The 15,915-nt window shown below is 64.5% G+C and carries 27 protein-coding genes; 19 read left to right on the top strand and 8 right to left on the bottom strand.

What is annotated here, in order from left to right:
* Window positions 1-66: 66 nt before the first annotated feature.
* From PIN01S_RS16240 to PIN01S_RS16205, 8 genes are all read right to left on the bottom strand, one after another.
* The gene (locus PIN01S_RS16240; protein ID WP_084336891.1) at window positions 67-429 is read right to left on the bottom strand and encodes a PA0613 family protein; all 363 of its coding nucleotides are present in this window, start codon (window positions 427-429) and stop codon (window positions 67-69) included.
* The gene (locus PIN01S_RS16235; protein WP_084336889.1) at window positions 426-2,654 is read right to left on the bottom strand and encodes a VapE domain-containing protein; all 2,229 of its coding nucleotides are present in this window, start codon (window positions 2,652-2,654) and stop codon (window positions 426-428) included. Before PIN01S_RS16235 ends, PIN01S_RS16240 begins: the two co-directional genes overlap by 4 nt.
* Window positions 2,647-3,309: a hypothetical protein gene (locus PIN01S_RS16230; RefSeq protein WP_084336887.1), complete on the bottom strand. Its 663-nt coding sequence runs from the start codon at window positions 3,307-3,309 to the stop codon at window positions 2,647-2,649. The genes PIN01S_RS16235 and PIN01S_RS16230 overlap by 8 nt, the downstream gene beginning before the upstream one ends.
* The gene (locus PIN01S_RS16225; RefSeq protein WP_084336885.1) at window positions 3,306-3,644 is read right to left on the bottom strand and encodes a hypothetical protein; all 339 of its coding nucleotides are present in this window, start codon (window positions 3,642-3,644) and stop codon (window positions 3,306-3,308) included. Before PIN01S_RS16225 ends, PIN01S_RS16230 begins: the two co-directional genes overlap by 4 nt.
* Window positions 3,641-4,627, bottom strand: coding sequence for a hypothetical protein (locus PIN01S_RS16220; RefSeq protein ID WP_084336883.1), 987 nt, complete (start codon window positions 4,625-4,627; stop codon window positions 3,641-3,643). Before PIN01S_RS16220 ends, PIN01S_RS16225 begins: the two co-directional genes overlap by 4 nt.
* Window positions 4,627-4,833 (bottom strand): TraR/DksA C4-type zinc finger protein, encoded by a 207-nt coding sequence (locus tag PIN01S_RS16215; RefSeq protein WP_084336881.1) that lies wholly within the window; start codon window positions 4,831-4,833, stop codon window positions 4,627-4,629. The genes PIN01S_RS16220 and PIN01S_RS16215 overlap by 1 nt, the downstream gene beginning before the upstream one ends.
* The gene (locus PIN01S_RS16210) at window positions 4,826-5,338 is read right to left on the bottom strand and encodes a phage regulatory CII family protein (protein WP_084336879.1); all 513 of its coding nucleotides are present in this window, start codon (window positions 5,336-5,338) and stop codon (window positions 4,826-4,828) included. Before PIN01S_RS16210 ends, PIN01S_RS16215 begins: the two co-directional genes overlap by 8 nt.
* A gap of 340 nt (window positions 5,339-5,678) precedes the next feature.
* Window positions 5,679-5,906, bottom strand: a complete 228-nt coding sequence (locus PIN01S_RS16205) for a helix-turn-helix transcriptional regulator (RefSeq protein ID WP_084336877.1) — start codon at window positions 5,904-5,906, stop codon at window positions 5,679-5,681.
* Window positions 5,907-6,012: 106 nt separating this feature from the next.
* Between PIN01S_RS16205 and PIN01S_RS16200 the strand changes: the two genes are divergently transcribed.
* From PIN01S_RS16200 to PIN01S_RS16115, 19 genes are all read left to right on the top strand, one after another.
* Window positions 6,013-6,714 (top strand): XRE family transcriptional regulator, encoded by a 702-nt coding sequence (locus PIN01S_RS16200; RefSeq protein WP_084336875.1) that lies wholly within the window; start codon window positions 6,013-6,015, stop codon window positions 6,712-6,714.
* Between the two features lie 76 nt (window positions 6,715-6,790).
* Window positions 6,791-6,964, top strand: coding sequence for a hypothetical protein (locus PIN01S_RS26770; RefSeq protein ID WP_169715840.1), 174 nt, complete (start codon window positions 6,791-6,793; stop codon window positions 6,962-6,964).
* Entirely contained in the window at window positions 6,964-7,269 is a 306-nt protein-coding gene (locus PIN01S_RS16195) for a hypothetical protein (protein WP_084336873.1), read from the top strand. The genes PIN01S_RS26770 and PIN01S_RS16195 overlap by 1 nt, the downstream gene beginning before the upstream one ends.
* A gap of 7 nt (window positions 7,270-7,276) precedes the next feature.
* Window positions 7,277-7,567: a phage antirepressor KilAC domain-containing protein gene (locus PIN01S_RS16190; RefSeq protein WP_084336871.1), complete on the top strand. Its 291-nt coding sequence runs from the start codon at window positions 7,277-7,279 to the stop codon at window positions 7,565-7,567.
* Window positions 7,557-7,736 carry a hypothetical protein gene (locus tag PIN01S_RS16185; RefSeq protein WP_084336869.1) on the top strand — a complete coding sequence of 60 codons (180 nt, stop codon included), beginning with the start codon at window positions 7,557-7,559 and terminating at the stop codon, window positions 7,734-7,736. Before PIN01S_RS16190 ends, PIN01S_RS16185 begins: the two co-directional genes overlap by 11 nt.
* Window positions 7,729-8,052 carry a hypothetical protein gene (locus tag PIN01S_RS16180; RefSeq protein WP_084336867.1) on the top strand — a complete coding sequence of 108 codons (324 nt, stop codon included), beginning with the start codon at window positions 7,729-7,731 and terminating at the stop codon, window positions 8,050-8,052. Before PIN01S_RS16185 ends, PIN01S_RS16180 begins: the two co-directional genes overlap by 8 nt.
* A complete protein-coding gene (locus PIN01S_RS16175) occupies window positions 8,049-8,321 on the top strand; it encodes a hypothetical protein (RefSeq protein WP_084336865.1) in 273 nt (90 codons plus the stop codon). The genes PIN01S_RS16180 and PIN01S_RS16175 overlap by 4 nt, the downstream gene beginning before the upstream one ends.
* Window positions 8,318-8,635 carry a pyocin activator PrtN family protein gene (locus tag PIN01S_RS16170; RefSeq protein WP_084336863.1) on the top strand — a complete coding sequence of 106 codons (318 nt, stop codon included), beginning with the start codon at window positions 8,318-8,320 and terminating at the stop codon, window positions 8,633-8,635. Before PIN01S_RS16175 ends, PIN01S_RS16170 begins: the two co-directional genes overlap by 4 nt.
* Before the next feature lie 3 nt (window positions 8,636-8,638).
* On the top strand, window positions 8,639-9,412 hold the full coding sequence (locus PIN01S_RS27460) for a DNA translocase FtsK (protein WP_084336861.1): 774 nt from the start codon (window positions 8,639-8,641) through the stop codon (window positions 9,410-9,412).
* Window positions 9,413-9,483: 71 nt separating this feature from the next.
* Entirely contained in the window at window positions 9,484-10,248 is a 765-nt protein-coding gene (locus PIN01S_RS16160; RefSeq protein WP_084336859.1) for a hypothetical protein, read from the top strand.
* A gap of 8 nt (window positions 10,249-10,256) precedes the next feature.
* Window positions 10,257-10,481, top strand: a complete 225-nt coding sequence (locus PIN01S_RS16155; protein WP_084336857.1) for a hypothetical protein — start codon at window positions 10,257-10,259, stop codon at window positions 10,479-10,481.
* On the top strand, window positions 10,478-11,086 hold the full coding sequence (locus tag PIN01S_RS16150; RefSeq protein ID WP_084336855.1) for a hypothetical protein: 609 nt from the start codon (window positions 10,478-10,480) through the stop codon (window positions 11,084-11,086). The genes PIN01S_RS16155 and PIN01S_RS16150 overlap by 4 nt, the downstream gene beginning before the upstream one ends.
* Entirely contained in the window at window positions 11,083-11,769 is a 687-nt protein-coding gene (locus PIN01S_RS16145) for a hypothetical protein (RefSeq protein ID WP_084336853.1), read from the top strand. The genes PIN01S_RS16150 and PIN01S_RS16145 overlap by 4 nt, the downstream gene beginning before the upstream one ends.
* On the top strand, window positions 11,766-11,954 hold the full coding sequence (locus PIN01S_RS16140) for a hypothetical protein (protein WP_084336851.1): 189 nt from the start codon (window positions 11,766-11,768) through the stop codon (window positions 11,952-11,954). The genes PIN01S_RS16145 and PIN01S_RS16140 overlap by 4 nt, the downstream gene beginning before the upstream one ends.
* Window positions 11,955-12,276: 322 nt before the next feature.
* Window positions 12,277-12,498: a hypothetical protein gene (locus PIN01S_RS16135; RefSeq protein WP_084336849.1), complete on the top strand. Its 222-nt coding sequence runs from the start codon at window positions 12,277-12,279 to the stop codon at window positions 12,496-12,498.
* Entirely contained in the window at window positions 12,495-14,285 is a 1,791-nt protein-coding gene (locus PIN01S_RS16130; protein ID WP_084336847.1) for a DNA cytosine methyltransferase, read from the top strand. The genes PIN01S_RS16135 and PIN01S_RS16130 overlap by 4 nt, the downstream gene beginning before the upstream one ends.
* The gene (locus PIN01S_RS16125; RefSeq protein WP_084336845.1) at window positions 14,282-14,746 is read left to right on the top strand and encodes a hypothetical protein; all 465 of its coding nucleotides are present in this window, start codon (window positions 14,282-14,284) and stop codon (window positions 14,744-14,746) included. The genes PIN01S_RS16130 and PIN01S_RS16125 overlap by 4 nt, the downstream gene beginning before the upstream one ends.
* Window positions 14,743-15,597 carry a DNA adenine methylase gene (locus tag PIN01S_RS16120; protein ID WP_084336843.1) on the top strand — a complete coding sequence of 285 codons (855 nt, stop codon included), beginning with the start codon at window positions 14,743-14,745 and terminating at the stop codon, window positions 15,595-15,597. The genes PIN01S_RS16125 and PIN01S_RS16120 overlap by 4 nt, the downstream gene beginning before the upstream one ends.
* Complete coding sequence (locus PIN01S_RS16115; protein WP_084336841.1) at window positions 15,594-15,866, top strand: hypothetical protein; 273 nt, start codon at window positions 15,594-15,596, stop codon at window positions 15,864-15,866. The genes PIN01S_RS16120 and PIN01S_RS16115 overlap by 4 nt, the downstream gene beginning before the upstream one ends.
* Window positions 15,867-15,915 lie beyond the last annotated feature (49 nt).

Genomic DNA, 15,915 nt, shown 5'->3' with positions numbered 1-15,915 from the left:
GAGCCCGACCCACTGCAACAAAATGCAGTGGGCCAAGGCCGGACAGTGGGCCAGAGCGCCGCGAACTCACGCTGCGCGCTCCAGCAGCATCGACTGGATGAATTCATGGGCCTCATGCAGCCGGCGATAATACGCCGCCCGGCTGAGACCGCAATACGCCAGCTTCTGCGAATCCAGACTGTCCCGGTTCAGATAGTGCTCATGCACCACCACCCGCAACGCATCCGGCAGGTGCTTGTTGTAGATCAACTCCACATCCGCCGTCCTGTCCCAAGGGTCGCGAGGCCCTCCCCCACCCCGCACAAGCTCCCCACGCGTGGCAATCAACAGGGCGATGATATTGCCGCCCCCACCCGGCAGCGGCACAGTGCCGCCGGAGTGCAGCTCATCCGCCCACCGCTGCAACAGCTCATCCATCGCCCGGATCAAAACGGCATCTCCTTCGCCTGCGGCGGCAGCTCGGCCGCCCGCCGCCAATCCTTCGGCCGCCGATAGCCCCACGGCCTGTTCTTCGACTTCCCGGACGACGGCAACCGCTCCCGACGCCAACCCAGGCGATGCATGATGTGCCCCACTCGCATCTGCTCAGGCTTGCCCCAGTGGCCGAAGTCCAGGTTCAAGGCCTCCCCCAGCACCTTGTCACTGGTCACCGTCTCCCCCACGTAATCCTCCAGCCACGGCAGGATCTTGTGCTCCCAGGCATCGACCGTATACCGCGCGTCCTGCTCCTCCTCGAACACGGCCTTCTCGTGCTTCTCCACCCACCAGATGTCCCCGGCCTGGTAGCAGAACATCGCCTCGGCCCAGAGCTGGTCGCGAATCTCCCGCAATGCCTCGTGCTCCACCTTCTCGCACAGCACCGGCCAATAGCGCCGGTTGCCGGTCGTGTCCTTCAGATACTCTTCCTGGTTTGTGGTGCCGGCGAACACACACTGGCGTGGCACATCCGCCGTCCTGCGGCCATAGCTCTCCCGGAAGGTATCGGTAGACGCGGAGAAAAACTGCTTGGCCTTGGTCGAGTCGGCCTTGTTGAACGCATCCAGCTCCCCCAGCTCCACGATCCACTTGCCGCGGATCATCTGGAAGGCTTCCTTGTCACCGAGCGTGAACGGCGTATCCATGAACCACTCGCCGCCCAAAATCGCCAGCAAGGTCGATTTCCCCTCGCCCTGCCCGCCCTCGAGGATCAGCACGTTGTCCACCTTCGAACCGGGCCGCATGATCCGCGCCACCGCGCCGATCATCCAGCGCTTGGCCACCTTCATGCTGTACGACGTCAACGGCACGCCGCACACCAGGTACAGCCACGACTCAAGTCGGGCCGTCCCGTCCCACGTCAGCCCCTCCAGGTAGTCCCGGACGGGGTGGAAGCTGTTCTTGCTCGCCACCACGCTCACCGCCTCCAACACCGAGGCGGACTTCACCAGCAGGCCGTACTGCTGCGCGAGCCACTCCACCGTCAGCATGTCGTGCAGGTCCGTCCACTCGCCGGGCTGGCCACCGAAGGGCGGCGTGCGCAACGCCATCGTCTTCGAGGAAAACGTGTTGTAGCCCAGCACGCCCTTCCAGCGCTCATCGTTGCCCAGGATCAGGCTCACGTTGATCATGTGGGCACACAGCGCGCCATTGCTCGTGCGCAACAGCAAGTCATACCAGCCGCCATCCGCACGCGGCCGGACAACCGCCATCACCTGGCGGCGAACCGCATCCAACCCCTCCGCGACGTGCAGGTCATTCCAGTCGGTCCACTTCTCCTCGCGCTCGCCGGCAAACACCGGCACCACGAACTGGCCGCCCAGGATCACCGCGGCGTTCTCCGCCTTCTCCACACCCGGGTTCCAGGGCGTGGTCTTGTCCGGCCGAGTGGTCTTCCAGTCGTCATCCGCGCAGAAGATCAAGGGCCGCCCGGGGAACTCTTCCCGCAGCGCCTTCCCGACCGGCAGCAGGTTGCCGGCATCGAACGACACCGCCACGCACAGCGACGTCGCCATATGCAGGCTGGCGCCGGTCGCGAACCCCTCGCACACCAGGATCGGCTCACCCGGTTCCGGCCGAGGGCCGATCAGATGGTGCGCGCCCTCCTTCTCCATGCCCGCGGGCCAATACTGCTTGTCGCGCCCCGTATCCGCCTGGCGCTCCGCGTGGATCACCTGCAGGCCGACCACGCCACCAACGAAGGTCCGCATGGGCACCATACACGTCCCGTTGCGCCCGTAACGCACCCCGAAGCCGATGATTTGCTTCCGGTCCAGGTACGCCGACCGCCCCTTGTCGGGCAACTTCTCCCACATCCCCGCCGCACGTTTGGCAGCTCGCCGCGCAGCGTGTCGTTTGGTCTCCGCTGCCTTGCGCTTCGCCTCCTCCTGCCGGGCACGCATCAAGTCCCGCTCTTCGGGGGTCAGCTTCGTACCCTTCACCTTCAGCTTCTGCGACTCCTGCTGCCGCCAGTCGCCATAGGCGCCGAAGTACAGCGTCTCGCCCTTCTCGGTCATGTACTCATGCAGTACGTACCAACCGTTCTTCTCGCCGGCCTTGTCGCCACTCGCCGGGCAACGGGTCAGCTTGCCGAACACCCAACTCTGCCGGGGGCTGATCGGCTCCAGGCCGTACGCCTGGAGCTGATCGAGCACGTAGTCCAAGGGGTTGTCAGCCATGAGCAACCTCCAGGCGCTTGAACTCTACAACCCAGACCCAGGGGTTGGTCGCCCAGGAATCGACTCCGTTGACCGACACCCAAAGCTCGCGCCAGGCGTCGAAGGGATCGATCCAATTACCGGGGCCAGGCTCGCTCTCAAAGGCGTGGTAGTAGTACTCACCATCGCCGTGATGGATGCGATTGATACCCTCGGCGATATAACGACTTTCGAAGGCCGTCTCGCCGTCGCCATCCTGCAGGCGCTCGACACGCACCGAAACGATCTCCAGCAGGATGCGGCTAACCCAGCGGGGCATGTGAATGGATGGGCGCGCTTTACCCGGCGTGATCATGGAGCATCCAGTCTGGCGGGCACCTCCATCCGCTAGGTATAGGATTGGCTCGCCTTGGCTCAGGTCTCGCGGCGCAACCGCATCAACCTGGGCGTCAGCTGCCCAACTCTCACGAACCCATAGCCGGTCGCCTAGCTGACCGTATGGGCAAACAATCTGCCCGTGGAGGCCCGCGCCCAGGGTTTTGAACGGGGTTGTCGGGTCGGCCATCGAGCCAAGGAAATCTGGCGGCGGCTTGATCGCCCGCCGCGTGACAGTCTTCCGCCCTTCGAGAATGGCCCGCACCATCGGGCCAGTGAACAGAATGGGGCGCTCCTTCATACCGCGCCCTCCCGCCCAATCTCGGTCTGTTCGGCCAGCGTGAAGACCACACTCCACTCCCGCATACCATCGATGGTCTTGCCATCCCGGTCGTCGTTCCAGTCGCTGTACAGCGTATGCTTAACCGAGACGTCACTGGCTCCAGCCCCCTTGAACCAACCGGCCACAGCGGCCGAGTCGTTGAAGGCGCTGTCCCAGATGTACAGGACGGACTCGAAAAGGCCATCGGCGGCCTCGCTAATGATGCAGCACTCACCCAAGCTGCCGGAGGTAGGGCAAGCGCCTTCGTGCATCCGGCCATTGATGATTTCCAGCATGTTTTCGGGAATGCTCATACAGAACCATCCCCCTCTGCACCCTCGGCGTCGATCCGCTTGCCGCAGTGGTGGCAGTAATACTGGCCGTGCTCTTCGGGCTCCCCGCCATCGGCCAGGTGCCAAGTTACGCCACAGGCAGTTTCGTAGGCGCCGGTATCTGCATCACGCACCCACTTGCATGCCTGCTGCTCGGTCTCCGCCGGGCGGGCAGCACCGGCCAATACCTGTGGGTCCACACCACGCTGATGCAGCATCATGCAGAAATTAGCCACATCCTCGAACGTGCCTTCGTTGCCCTTGCGCAGGTGCCTGACCAACATGCCGGCCAATGTCTCAACTCGGCACCTGAGCGGCTTATCCCAGCCGCTGCGGCCCTTGGCACGAGCCGCTGCCAGCTTGATCTTCATCGCTGCGGCGAAGCGGTCCACGGCTGCATCGTCAGGGTGCTGCGGGGCCGTCTGCGCGATGGCTTCGCGCCACGCTTGCAATGCCTCCTGACTATCGGGGTCGTGCTCAGTTGCTAGCCACTGGCGCAGCTCGTCATAGAGTCGCTGGCCGGCACTTAGAATGTGCTGCTCGGTCTGCGCAGGGCTGTCGAATACCCGCTGCGCTTCCGGGAAGCCATCGCGCAGCTTCATGGCCGCAAGCAGAGTATTCAGCGAGCATCCGCACCTGATCGTCGTTGCTGGTGGCAGCATCACGTCGCATGGAATGAGTTGCTCACCGGACGCCTTCGCAATAGGCGCGGCGTTCAGGCGCGCCACTTCGTCCAAGGCGTCGTTGTATGACTCCGCAAGCTGAGTGGCGAACGAGTCGCCTTGCAGGACATTGGCGCGAAGCGGCATGCAGATAGGCTTCTGCTTAGCCTGCTCCAACTGCCTACACAGCTCCTCTATATCCGCCTGAGCATCCTCGACCAGCAGCATCACCTGGTGCATCTGCGCATATTCGGCGATGTGCTTGGCCGAAACCCCGGCCCATTGTTCACGAGTCTTCCGCATCACCACGCCCCCCGCTCGATCCAATCCTGGCACTCCACGCAAAAGCGACACCCCGGCGCCGCCACACGGCGGGCCTCCGGAATGTCACCGCCACAGCTATCGCAGCTCAAAGCGGAAACACCGCCGGCCGAGGGCTGGCGGGCGGCGAAGATGGCGGACAGGCGTTCCTGTTCCAGCTCGCTGGCAATATCGGCACGGTCAGCCATTGTCCTGGCCCTCCGCATGCTGCTGCCGGGCGCGGAACAACAGGCCGAACACCGCCTGAGCCATCCGCACTGTCAGCAACTCCAGCTCGGCCAGCTCATCCAGGTCGATGCGGTTATCCTCCAGGCTCGCCGCTACCTGGCCGGCGAGGTCAGACTCCCGACGCAGCATCTCGCCGATGCCGGACACCAGCGACGCAGGAGAACTTCCCGGCTGCAGGTCGCGCACGTCCAGCCAGATCGCATCCCCGAACGCCATGCACAGCGAATCCATCACCCGCGGGTCGCGGGTCAGCGGCAGGATCTCCTCCAGCTCCGCGACATTCAGCGTATGGGTGGGATGGGTAGGGCTGAGCTTGTGTTGCAGCGTGGTGGCGTTGCGCCCCACCGTCGCGGCGACGGCGGCGGCGCCGCCCGGGTACTCCCTCACCGCGTGATACAGCGCGAGTTCGAGCGGGAGGATTTCCCGCCGCGCCCGCTCAACGCAACCGAAAACAGTGCGTCCCATGGCATTACTCCCCAACAGGTTGCCAGTGCCACGGGGTGAGCAAATTGCTACAGTCGCACCCGTGGTCACTCGCAAGGTGGTCACAGGCGGCCGGGGAATCCCGCAAAGAAGACCCGAACCGCCACCCGATGGCGAGGCAGCAGCTCCGCTGCCACCCCGCCGTCACAGCCAGCAGCTCGTGGTGGAGAGGCTGGCAACCCGAGGCATCCGTGCCTCGGTGGGTGCGATGGCCGAGCGTGGTGTACTGGTGTGCTCGCGTGCGGCCAACGCATCCCCCGGTTAGCCCCCGTGGTGGGGAGGCGCCGGGAGGACCGGGCGGCTGGTGAGGCCGCCCGGTTTTTTATGCGGCCGCAGCCTCCATCGGGAGGTCGGGCGGAAATACGTCATCCAGCGAACAGGTCGCCCCTAAGCGGTTGAGCGCTCTGACAATTTCCCGGCACTCGGCGAGGCCAGGCACACGGCGCCCCGCTTCGTAATTGCTGAGCCGGGTCTGAGTCCAACCCAACGCGGCGAACAGCTCTCTCTGGCGGATGCCGGCTTGGCCACGGATCTCTTTAATTCGATTCACGATAGGGTCACTCCAAGAGTTACGAGCGCATCCTAACCACGATTCGTGATTATTTCAACACGATAAGTGAAAGAGAGAGATTTCAGTTCGTGATAAAAAATCACACATGAACACACTCGGCGACCGCATCGCCCGCTTCCGCAATGAAAAGCGCATGAGCCAGGCCAAGCTGGCTCAGGCGTGCGGCTGGGCATCCCAATCCCGCATCGGGAACTATGAAAAGAACCTCCGGCAACCCAACCTGGACGATCTACAGAAGATCGCCCGCGCGCTGGAGTTGAGCGTCGCCGAACTGCTCGGGTCCTATGCCGTACCCGGTTCAGGAACGCCCGGCATCGCTGAACCCACCGGCCGTTATGGTCTTACCCCGGATGCAACCGGAGCAGTGAAAGAAGGGACTGTCCCAGTCGTGGGCAAAGCCCAACTCGGCGACAACGGCTACTTCGAAGCCATGGATTTCCCACCCGGCCATGGCGATGGTTTCCTCCAAATCCATAGCGACGACCCTAACGCCTATGGCTTGCGCGTGGTCGGCGACAGCATGCATCCCCGAATCAAGAACGGAGAGTTCGTGCTGGTCGAGCCGAACAAGCCCTTCTTCAGCGGCGACGAAGTCATGGTCAAGACCCGAGACGGCCGGTCGATGATCAAGGAGTTCATCTACCTTCGCGACGGTATGTACCGGCTGGATAGCGTCAATGCCGAACATGGGTCGATCCACATCCCTGAACCCGACGTCGAGAAAATCCATCTGGTCGGCGGCATCCTTAAGTCATCACGGTTCGTGTACTTCACACTCGACGATTAATCACAATATGTGTTGACAACATAAACACGTTGCGTGATATTTGCCTCGTCTCACCACCACTGAGTCGAGGTAACACATGCACACCGCCACTTTGCACGCCCATCCGGCGTGCGACATTGACCGCATCTTCAAGCTTCGCCGCGCCGCTGAAATGGCCGGTGTCCGCTACATCCCCCGCAAACCCCGCCTGATCAGCAGCAAGCCCCAGCCGGCTCCCTTCGACCCGAATGACGGCGGGAGGGCTGCCTGATGAGCCTTTTCACCCTCTCGGAAAACGCCATCCAGCGCCTTGCTGCCCAGGTCAACCTGTCCGGCACGTTCAACCACATCGCACGCTCGGCCAATGGGCAGCATCAGGTTTCGATCCGCCTCACTACCGACCGCGGCCCAGAACTGACCCTGGCCACCGTCGAGATGGGCGCCGAACGCCACAGCATTCGCCTGTCCAGCACCGACCGTGCCCGACATCTCACGCTCGCCGAGTTCATCGGCGACATCGCCAACGGTCGCGTAGACCGCGCCGTCACGGCGCCGGCTCGCCGCAACGCCGCGTGAGGTGCCCATGCACCTGGACCTCCAAAAAGCCGCAAAACGCCTGGGGCTGACCCGCCCCAAGCTGATCGAGCGCATGCAGGCCAAGGGCCTGCTGGACAGCAATAACCTGCCCGCCCACCCGGTACGGGACCGCGCCTACCTCCGCATCAGGGAAGGCCAGTGGTTCCACCCGCAGTGCGGCATGCAATACAGCCGGTCCTGCAAGGTCACCGAGGCCGGCGTGCGCTGGCTCGCCGAACAACTCGGCATCGACCTGCCGATGCCGCCACCCACACCGGACCGCCGCGATGTCGCCTGACGCCAGCGGCACCCGCCCCCGCGAGTACGCCCGCCAGGTGCTCGCCCTGCGCACCCTGGAGGAGCGCAGGGCCGCCCTTGAGAACGTGCCGGCCGAATGGCGGGAGCTGGTGAAAAAACACGTGGAAATCGCCTGGAACCACCCCCGAGGAGGGAAGGCAAATGGATAACAAGCCCCGTAAGAAAACCACCATCAGCATCAAGCAGGGCCGCCAAACCCTACTGCTGCTCATTCGACCGCTTTGCAAAAGGACACGTGAGGCAGTCTCTGATATAGCCCGCAACACAGCGGCTGATCAAGCCTACTCCGCCCTTCTCCTGGCGTTAAGGATCGGCCTGATTGAAGGCTGTGAGTACCACAACCTGACCCAACTGGTAATCGATGCCAACTATCAACGCGCAATCGAGCTGAACTACGACCAGCCGCCCTACACCGGCGCCGACCGCGCCAAGGAATGTTGGCTGCAACAGAGGGCCGCGGCATGAACCGGTCCTTTCAACCAGGCGATCAGGCGCTCACCCTTCGCCCGTTCGGCAACATCCTGCCGGCCGGTTCCGTTGTCACCCTGATCGACCGCGCCGAACCCGGTGAGGAGTTCACCTACGCCGGTACCCGCTACCGCGTCACCCGTCCGGTCTGGGGCGTACGCGGCCAAGGCGGCGAGCCGGCCATCATCGCAGAGCGCTTCCTGATGCCGCTGCGCGGCGACGAGGAGCCGGAGCAACGCCGCCAGGCCAGCGAGGTGCCAGCATGAGCCAGCCCGCCAACCAGACGCCGCTGCGCCTGCTGCCAGCCCCCCGGCCGGATACCGTCGAGCTGCTGCACCGGACCTTCGGCGACGTGCTCATCCCCCTGGAAACGCTGCGCGCGCGGTACTTCCGCAACCTCAATATCGACACCTTCCGCAAGGCGCTGGGCGAACGCATCGCCCTGCCCGTCACCCAGCTGGACCCGTCCCGCAAAGGGGAAGAGTTCGTCGAGATCCACCACCTCGCTGCCTACGTCGAAGCCCGCGCCTACCAGGCGGACGAGCTGCTGGCCCGCGAGCAGCAACCGGAACAGGAGTAACCGATGGAACTCAACCTGGTCACCGTGGCCACCCTCAAGCACATCAACCTGAGGCAGGAAGGGCCGAAGGACGCGCCCGCCCTGGCCTTCGACCTGAAGCTGGTCTGCAACGTCGAAGCCGATGTCATCGACGACCTGCTCTGCGTCGACAACGAAGGCCAGGCGCTGGAGTGCTTCTGGAAGGACGACAAAGACGGCAAGCCCCGCTTCCCGCAGCTCTCCAGCCTGAGCTTCAGCCGCCGCATCAACGAGGTCGAACTGAACACCCTCGGCATGCACCTGCCGGGCTGCCGCCTGGGCGGATTCAGCTTCGAGGCCCTCGACGGCAAGCGCGCCAACTTGCAGTTCTCCTGTGCCGTCAGCCAGCCGCCCGGCAACGCCCTGCCGATCCTGGCGGACTTCCTCGCCCAGGACATCGAGATCGAGCTGCTCAGCCAACAGGGTGACCTGCTGGCCCAGCGTGAAGCCGATGCGGACCACGCCATCCCCAGGCTTCGCCCCGAAGTGTTCGACCGCGCCACCGAAGAGCAACTGAGCATGCTCCAGGCCATGGCCGCCACCCTCCCGGTCGGCCCAGTCGGCGAAGACCAGGACGAGCTGCTGGCCAGTGCCCGCGGCTTCGTCATCCGCAGCGACCGAGCCAGCATCAGCGCCATTCAGCGCTTTCTGCGCATCGGCTACAACCGCGCCGCTCGCCTGATCGAAACGCTGGAAACCGAAGGAGTCATCACCGCGCCGGGCCCGGACGGCACCCGCCACGTGCTGGCCACGCTGTAGACGCCGTAACCCCTACCGCCCCGGCTGCCACCACCAGCCAGGGCGACAACACCACCAAGGAGCACACCACCATGACACTGACGTACCCCACCCTGTCGCCCTGGATCATCCTGATCGCCTGCATCGCGATCGGCGTCATCATGTTCTGGGTCGGCTACCGATCCGGCCGCATCGACGGCTCGGAGGACGGCGAAGAAGAAGGCCGCGCCAAAGCCCTCACCGACCTGGAGCCGCGCTTCTCCGACCTGGAGCAACGCTACCGGGCCACCAGCGAGGCCAACGCCACGCTGCGCGCCCGCCTCTCGGCCGCAGAGGCCGCCCAGCTGAAACACAAGGCCGAACTCGAGGCCGTCCAGCGGGACGCCGACAACCGCGTGGCCCTGTTTGCCCACCGCGCCAACCCCTTCACTGCGGACGACGGCCACCAGCTCGACGCCATCGCCATGAAACTGGAGCTGGCCGCCAACACCTTCGCCGGCATCAACTGCGCGGACCATGCCCGCTTCGCCCGCACCCTGGCGCAACACGCACTCAACATGGCCGCGCGCCTCGGCCTGGCCCTTCAGGCTGCCAGCAAGCCCCTGCCGACGAGCCCGGAGCACCCTGATACCACGCTGATCCAGTGGCTCAGCCAGCATGCCGAGTACGCCTACGACGACGGTTTCTCCTGCGCCGAATTGCGCTTCTCGCTCAAGTCACCGCCCGGCACAGAGTCACTCCGGGAAATCATCCACCGTGCGCAGATGGAACAGGAAGCGCGCGACCTGTCGACCTGGGAACGGGTCGACGCCGAGTTTGCCCGCCAGGGCAACCTCGAAGCCCCCATGTACCCGTGAGGTGCCCCATGCGTCGCACCTTCCCCCTGCTGCGCCTCAGCCCCGAGGCCGCCGGCCAACTCCAGCACGACCACCAGCGCGCCATCCAGAAACTGCACGCCCTGGAGCTGGAACATGCCGAATTCGTCCGCCAGGTCCGCGCCCTGATCGGCGCCTCCGCGCTCTGGCAACTCCAAACCGCGACCCGCAACGCCGTTCTGCTGGACGCCCTGAAGAAGGAAGCCAAGGTATGAGCACCGTCATCGACCCTATGCGCGCAACCATCAGCCTGCACGGCCTGGGCTTCATCCAGGTGCAGCTGCAGGGCGACCTGAGGCTGCACGTATGGCACCCGATCCTCCCTCGGCGCGCCTGTTTTGAGCACTCGGCCATTCACGACCACAGATTCGGCTTCGTCTCCCGCGTGCTGATCGGCACCCAACGCAACATCGAGTACCGAGCGGAACACCGCGCGGACGGCACACATATGACCTATCTCCATGAAGGGCCTCGAACCCCTCGCGGCGGCCGACCATGGAAGGCCGATGGCCGCATCAACCTAATCGAGGATTCCATCGAGGACATCCCAGCCGGCGACTCCTATGTCATGAAGCCGTACCGCTATCACCAGACCCAACCGCTGGGAGACGGCAGGGTTGCGACCCTGATGAAGAAAACCAGCGAGGTGCCATACGGCGCGCGCTCGACCTGCACATACGGCGTGCAACCCGACGTGGACTTCGACCGCTTCCAATGGCCAGCCCTCCGCCTCTGGGCCGTCGTGCTGGACGTCCTGGGATCGGGCTCACTGGTGGCCGAGAGCAACCAGTGGGCACTGCAAGAGGAGGCCCGCGCATGAGCTGGATTCTCACCCACACCGGTAAGTGCTTCGACCTGCTCCACCCCAAGGCGGAACTGGTCAGCACCGTCGATATCGCCCACGCCCTGTCGCAGATGCCTCGCTTCAATGGACATGGCTACTGGCACTACTCCGTCGCCCAACACAGCGTGCTGGTCGCCGGCATCGTGCCCGAGCAAGACAGGCTCCCGGCCCTCCTGCATGACGCCACCGAGGCCTACATCGCCGACCTCACCCGCCCCTTCAAGCAGTTGCTCATGGAAGTGGCGCGGCAGCACACGGAAGCGTGGCTGGATATATGCGTCGACGCTGGAATGCCGCGCGATGTCGCCGGTATTAAGGCGGCGCTCATCCAGATACTCCCCGACTCACAGGGCCAGGGGCTGAGCATCCTATTGGACACCTATCGGCAGATTGAGCAGCGCATCTGGTTTGCCATCTGCGAACGCTTCGATATCGAGCCGGACCTGCCTTCAAGTGTGAAAGAGGCAGACATGGTGGCCCTGGCCACCGAAAGGCGCGAGCTGATGCCGGATCACCCCAGCAAATGGGAGTGCCTTGCCGGCTACCAGGCACTGCCCTGCAGCATCCCGCGCATGACACCACCCGAAGCGCGGCAAGCCTTCCATGACCAACTGCTGGAGCTGCTCGGCACCTCCCACCGCCGGAGGGCCTTCGCATGAAAGACCAAACCCTCGACCAGGCCATCATCGAGGCGGCCCGCTTCATCCAGGCCGCCAAGCAGCTCCGCACGGCTCGCCGTGCAACCGGTTATGACTTCGGGTCGCTCCCGCGTGAATCAGGCCTTGCGCGCCGCGCCTCGATGGACCTGACGCGCAAACTCGCCGATCTCCGGCAGGGACGGTGAGCACCATGAGCCGCGCCCACACCACCCTCGCCACCGCCCACACCCAAGCTCCGGCCGCGCGAAAGCGCGGCGGCGGCCTGGCCCAGGCGCTGGCACCTGCACAAAGCCCCGCAGGCCGCCCGCAGAGGCTCGCCGGTGGCGAGATAAACAGCCTCTGCTGCGTAGCAGCAGGCCTATTTCAAACCCAACCCACCGCCCCCGCAGGGGCGCATACCCCAACCGCAGGCGTGCGCCGGGCGCCCACCGTTGCTGCCCAGCTTCGCTTACACGTGTGCCCGCCCGCGCAGCTTGTCGTGGGGTATGGGCACCAGGGAGACCGCTCATGAGCACCACCTACATCGCCATGACCGTGGGCTTCGCCGCTGCCCTCGCCGCCACCGCACACCTCGCAGTGATGCGCCGGGAGCACTGGCGTGCAGCAGGTTACCGCCAGGGCCTGAGCGTAGGCCTCGCCACCGCCCAAACCCTCATTGCCGAGCTGCGCGTCCAAATCGCCCGCCTCCACGCCGAACTCGAAGCGCTTCGCCGTAAGGAAACGCCATGACCAACCTCTACCGCATCCACCCCCAACCCAGCTTCAACTTTGCCGGGCTGGTCATAGACAACTTCGCCGGCGGCGGCGGCGCGTCCACCGGCATTGAAATGGCACTCGGCAGGCCGGTGGATATCGCCATCAACCACGATCCCGAAGCCATCGCCATGCACGAGATCAACCACCCGCACACCAAGCACTATTGCGAAAGCGTGTGGGAGGTGGACCCACGCGAAATCACTGGCGGACGCCCCGTTGACCTCGCCTGGTTCAGCCCGGACTGCAAGCACTTCAGCAAAGCCAAGGGCGGCAAGCCGGTAAAGAAGGCGATTCGCGGCCTGGCCTGGGTCGCCATCCGCTACGCCGCCACCGTGCGCCCGCGCGTGATCATGCTGGAGAACGTCGAGGAGTTCGTCACCTGGGGACCGCTGGCCGATGGCCGCCCCTGCCCGAAGAACAAGGGCCGCACCTTCAACAGCTTCATCAACGCCTTGCGCCGCCACGGCTACCAAGTGGAATGGCGCGAGCTGCGCGCCAACCAGTACGGCGCCGCCACCATCCGCAAGCGCCTGTTCCTGATCGCCCGCTGCGATGGATTGCCGATCGTCTGGCCGGAAGCCAGCCACCTGCCGGCCGGCAGCCCTGAGGTCAAAGCCAAACAGGCCAAGCCCCAACGACTGGCGGCGGACATTATCGACTGGTCGCTTCCCTGCCCATCCATCTTCACCCGCAAGCGACCACTGGCCGAGGCCACTCTGCGCCGCATTGCCCGGGGCATTCAGCGCTATGTCATCGACGCTGCCGATCCCTTCCTGGTCAAGGTCAACCATGGCTATGACTATTTCCGGGGCCAGCCCCTGGACGAACCGCTGCAAACCATCACCAGCAAGCTCGGTACCGGGTTAGTGGTGCCCAAACTGGCGCCGTTCATCACCGAGCATGCCAACGGCAGTATCCAGCGGAACATGCCGGCCAACGAACCGCTGCGCACCATCTGTGCCGAGGTGAAGGGAGGGCATTTCGCCCTGATCGCCCCCGTGATCACCAAATTCCGCACCAACGACAGTGGCACCTCGGTTGAGGAGCCCCTGCCCACCGTGACGGCCAACAGCTTCATCAAGCGTCCAGGCGGCGCAGCACCGATCGGCTTGGTCGCCGCCTTCCTCGCCAAGCACTACGGCGGAAACTACACCGGCCCGGGCGCGCCGCTGGACGCTCCGGCTCCCACGGTTACCACGGTGGACCATAACGCCCTGGTGCTTGCGCACATCCAGCGCGACTTCGGTGCAAGCGTGGGGCACTCTGCCGGCGAACCACTGGGCACCGTAACCGCGGGCGGCGGCGGCAAGTCTGCACTGGTAGCCAGTAGCCTGGTCAAGCTGCGCGGGACCAGCCGCGACGGCCAACCAGTGAGCGAGCCTCTGCACACCATTACGGCTTCAGGCAACCACCTCGGCGAGGTGCGCGCCTTCCTGCTCAAGTATTACGAAACCGCCGTCGGCCAAACGCTGGACGCCCCCCTACACACCATCACCACCAAGCACCGCATGGGGCTGGTGATGGTCAAGGGCGAGCCCTACCAGATCGTCGATATCGGCATGCGCATGCTGGAGCCGCACGAACTCTACGCCGCCCAAGGCTTCCTGGCCGACTACATCCACGACCGCACCCTGACAAACCCGAGGCTCTCCAAGTCCAGCCAAGTGCGCATGTGCGGCAACAGCGTCTGCCCGCCAGTCGCCGCCGCCCTGGTGCGCGCCAACTTGGTGGACATTCAGCGGAGCGAGGTGGCAGCATGAATCAGACTCTGATCGTTTCGACCGACCAGGGCACCCCAGGACACTGGCAAGGCTGCCTGCGCGACCCCAGCTTCAAGATCCTCTGGCGTTGCCCGCACAGGCATACCAGCGGTTACCTGGAGGCCGCTGATTGCGCTAGGGCCGAACTAGAGCGGCGACACCCAACGCCTATCCACACCGGCCCCGCACCTGACGGTGCCACCCATATCGGCAAAGAAAGCGGTGATTTCTACCGACCTGATGACGAAGGCTACCTCGTTCAGGTCTATCGCCGTGGGCGATGGGTAGAAGAGCCCATGCACGCTCACAACTTGCTCGCCAGCTCATCCTTCATCGCAGTACGCGGAGCGCCTCCCAGGGAGCAGCTGCCAGAGCAAATGCCCGATACCCCGCGCGCCTACCTTCCCGAGCTGCAACAACAGATGTTCAACTTCGAAACACCGGCCGAGGTGGCAGCATGACTATCACCTCGCCCGTCATCCGCTACCACGGCGGCAAGTTTCGGCTGGCTCCATGGGTCATCGAGCACTTCCCACCCCATCAGGTGTACGTTGAACCATTCGGGGGGGCCGCCGGCGTGCTTATGCAGAAACCGCGTAGTCATGGTGAGGTCTACAACGACCTGGACGGCGATGTAGTCAACCTGTTCAGGGTTCTGCAGGACGCAGAGACCCGCGAGCAATTGACTGAGCGCCTGGTCCTGACGCCCTACGCCAGGGCCGAGTTCGAGCAGGCCTGGATCTTCACGGACGATCCGGTAGAAAGGGCCCGGCGAACCATCATCCGCGCCCAAATGGGCTTCGGCTCGGCCGGGGCAAGCAAGGGCACCACGGGTTTCCGCACCGATTGCTACCGGGCCTATGGCACCGCCCAACAGATATGGGCCCGATACCCGGAACAGATCGCCGACATCGGCCGCCGCCTCGCCGGCGTATTGATCGAGAACCGCCCAGCGATCGAGACCATGCTCGCGCACGACTCCCCCGTTGCCCTGCACTATGTAGACCCACCCTACATGCACGGTACTCGGGTACGCGGCGCCCAGAAGGGTCGCTACTACCGCCACGAGCTGGACGACAACCAACACGCTGAGCTGCTGACCACCCTCAACACACTGCAGGGCATGGTCGTACTCAGCGGCTACCCGAGCGCGCTCTACACCAATGCACTTGAAGGCTGGTCGACGAACAGCACCTCGGCCCGCATCTCAGCCGGCCGAGGCGGCAGTACCCGCCAGGAATGCCTATGGATTAACCCCGCAGCGATGGCTGCATTGCAGCAGCGCGGCCTGCCGCTGGAGGGAGTGGCATGAAGTCAGCGATCCCGAATCCACCCCTTGACGCCGCCACCATCAGCGCGAACGTCAGCACGGGATTTCAAGTTGCCACGAAGGACGGGAAGCCGGCGCGCATGGCAATCGTCGATGATGACGGCAACATCGTTGTGGCAGGGCCTGACGTTGCGTGGGCCGCGTGGTGTGTGTGTGTGGAGGTGCAGGAGAACTTCTGGCAGGGGCAGGGCCACTTGGTTGTACATAGCAGTCCACCCGGGGAAACAAAGTCAGCAAAGAAAGCAGCCTGACTTGCAAGAGCAGTTCATTATGAGAGGATGCGGTTGGCAGCACATCGCC

The sequence above is a fragment of the Pseudomonas indica NBRC 103045 genome (genome assembly GCF_002091635.1).
Classification (GTDB): domain Bacteria; phylum Pseudomonadota; class Gammaproteobacteria; order Pseudomonadales; family Pseudomonadaceae; genus Pseudomonas_M; species Pseudomonas_M indica.
This window is presented reverse-complemented; position numbering and strand designations above follow the sequence as displayed.

Coding starts and splice junctions, on each gene's coding strand:
- PIN01S_RS16235 (WP_084336889.1), bottom strand. CDS start 2,654: ATGGCTGACAACCCCTTGGACTACGTGCTCGATCAGCTCCAGGCGTAC.
- PIN01S_RS16230 (WP_084336887.1), bottom strand. CDS start 3,309: ATGAAGGAGCGCCCCATTCTGTTCACTGGCCCGATGGTGCGGGCCATT.
- PIN01S_RS16225 (WP_084336885.1), bottom strand. CDS start 3,644: ATGAGCATTCCCGAAAACATGCTGGAAATCATCAATGGCCGGATGCAC.
- PIN01S_RS16220 (WP_084336883.1), bottom strand. CDS start 4,627: ATGCGGAAGACTCGTGAACAATGGGCCGGGGTTTCGGCCAAGCACATC.
- PIN01S_RS16215 (WP_084336881.1), bottom strand. CDS start 4,833: ATGGCTGACCGTGCCGATATTGCCAGCGAGCTGGAACAGGAACGCCTG.
- PIN01S_RS16210 (WP_084336879.1), bottom strand. CDS start 5,338: ATGGGACGCACTGTTTTCGGTTGCGTTGAGCGGGCGCGGCGGGAAATC.
- PIN01S_RS16200 (WP_084336875.1), top strand. CDS start 6,013: ATGAACACACTCGGCGACCGCATCGCCCGCTTCCGCAATGAAAAGCGC.
- PIN01S_RS26770 (WP_169715840.1), top strand. CDS start 6,791: ATGCACACCGCCACTTTGCACGCCCATCCGGCGTGCGACATTGACCGC.
- PIN01S_RS16195 (WP_084336873.1), top strand. CDS start 6,964: ATGAGCCTTTTCACCCTCTCGGAAAACGCCATCCAGCGCCTTGCTGCC.
- PIN01S_RS16190 (WP_084336871.1), top strand. CDS start 7,277: ATGCACCTGGACCTCCAAAAAGCCGCAAAACGCCTGGGGCTGACCCGC.
- PIN01S_RS16185 (WP_084336869.1), top strand. CDS start 7,557: ATGTCGCCTGACGCCAGCGGCACCCGCCCCCGCGAGTACGCCCGCCAG.
- PIN01S_RS16180 (WP_084336867.1), top strand. CDS start 7,729: ATGGATAACAAGCCCCGTAAGAAAACCACCATCAGCATCAAGCAGGGC.
- PIN01S_RS16175 (WP_084336865.1), top strand. CDS start 8,049: ATGAACCGGTCCTTTCAACCAGGCGATCAGGCGCTCACCCTTCGCCCG.
- PIN01S_RS16170 (WP_084336863.1), top strand. CDS start 8,318: ATGAGCCAGCCCGCCAACCAGACGCCGCTGCGCCTGCTGCCAGCCCCC.
- PIN01S_RS27460 (WP_084336861.1), top strand. CDS start 8,639: ATGGAACTCAACCTGGTCACCGTGGCCACCCTCAAGCACATCAACCTG.
- PIN01S_RS16160 (WP_084336859.1), top strand. CDS start 9,484: ATGACACTGACGTACCCCACCCTGTCGCCCTGGATCATCCTGATCGCC.
- PIN01S_RS16155 (WP_084336857.1), top strand. CDS start 10,257: ATGCGTCGCACCTTCCCCCTGCTGCGCCTCAGCCCCGAGGCCGCCGGC.
- PIN01S_RS16150 (WP_084336855.1), top strand. CDS start 10,478: ATGAGCACCGTCATCGACCCTATGCGCGCAACCATCAGCCTGCACGGC.
- PIN01S_RS16145 (WP_084336853.1), top strand. CDS start 11,083: ATGAGCTGGATTCTCACCCACACCGGTAAGTGCTTCGACCTGCTCCAC.
- PIN01S_RS16140 (WP_084336851.1), top strand. CDS start 11,766: ATGAAAGACCAAACCCTCGACCAGGCCATCATCGAGGCGGCCCGCTTC.
- PIN01S_RS16135 (WP_084336849.1), top strand. CDS start 12,277: ATGAGCACCACCTACATCGCCATGACCGTGGGCTTCGCCGCTGCCCTC.
- PIN01S_RS16130 (WP_084336847.1), top strand. CDS start 12,495: ATGACCAACCTCTACCGCATCCACCCCCAACCCAGCTTCAACTTTGCC.
- PIN01S_RS16125 (WP_084336845.1), top strand. CDS start 14,282: ATGAATCAGACTCTGATCGTTTCGACCGACCAGGGCACCCCAGGACAC.
- PIN01S_RS16120 (WP_084336843.1), top strand. CDS start 14,743: ATGACTATCACCTCGCCCGTCATCCGCTACCACGGCGGCAAGTTTCGG.
- PIN01S_RS16115 (WP_084336841.1), top strand. CDS start 15,594: ATGAAGTCAGCGATCCCGAATCCACCCCTTGACGCCGCCACCATCAGC.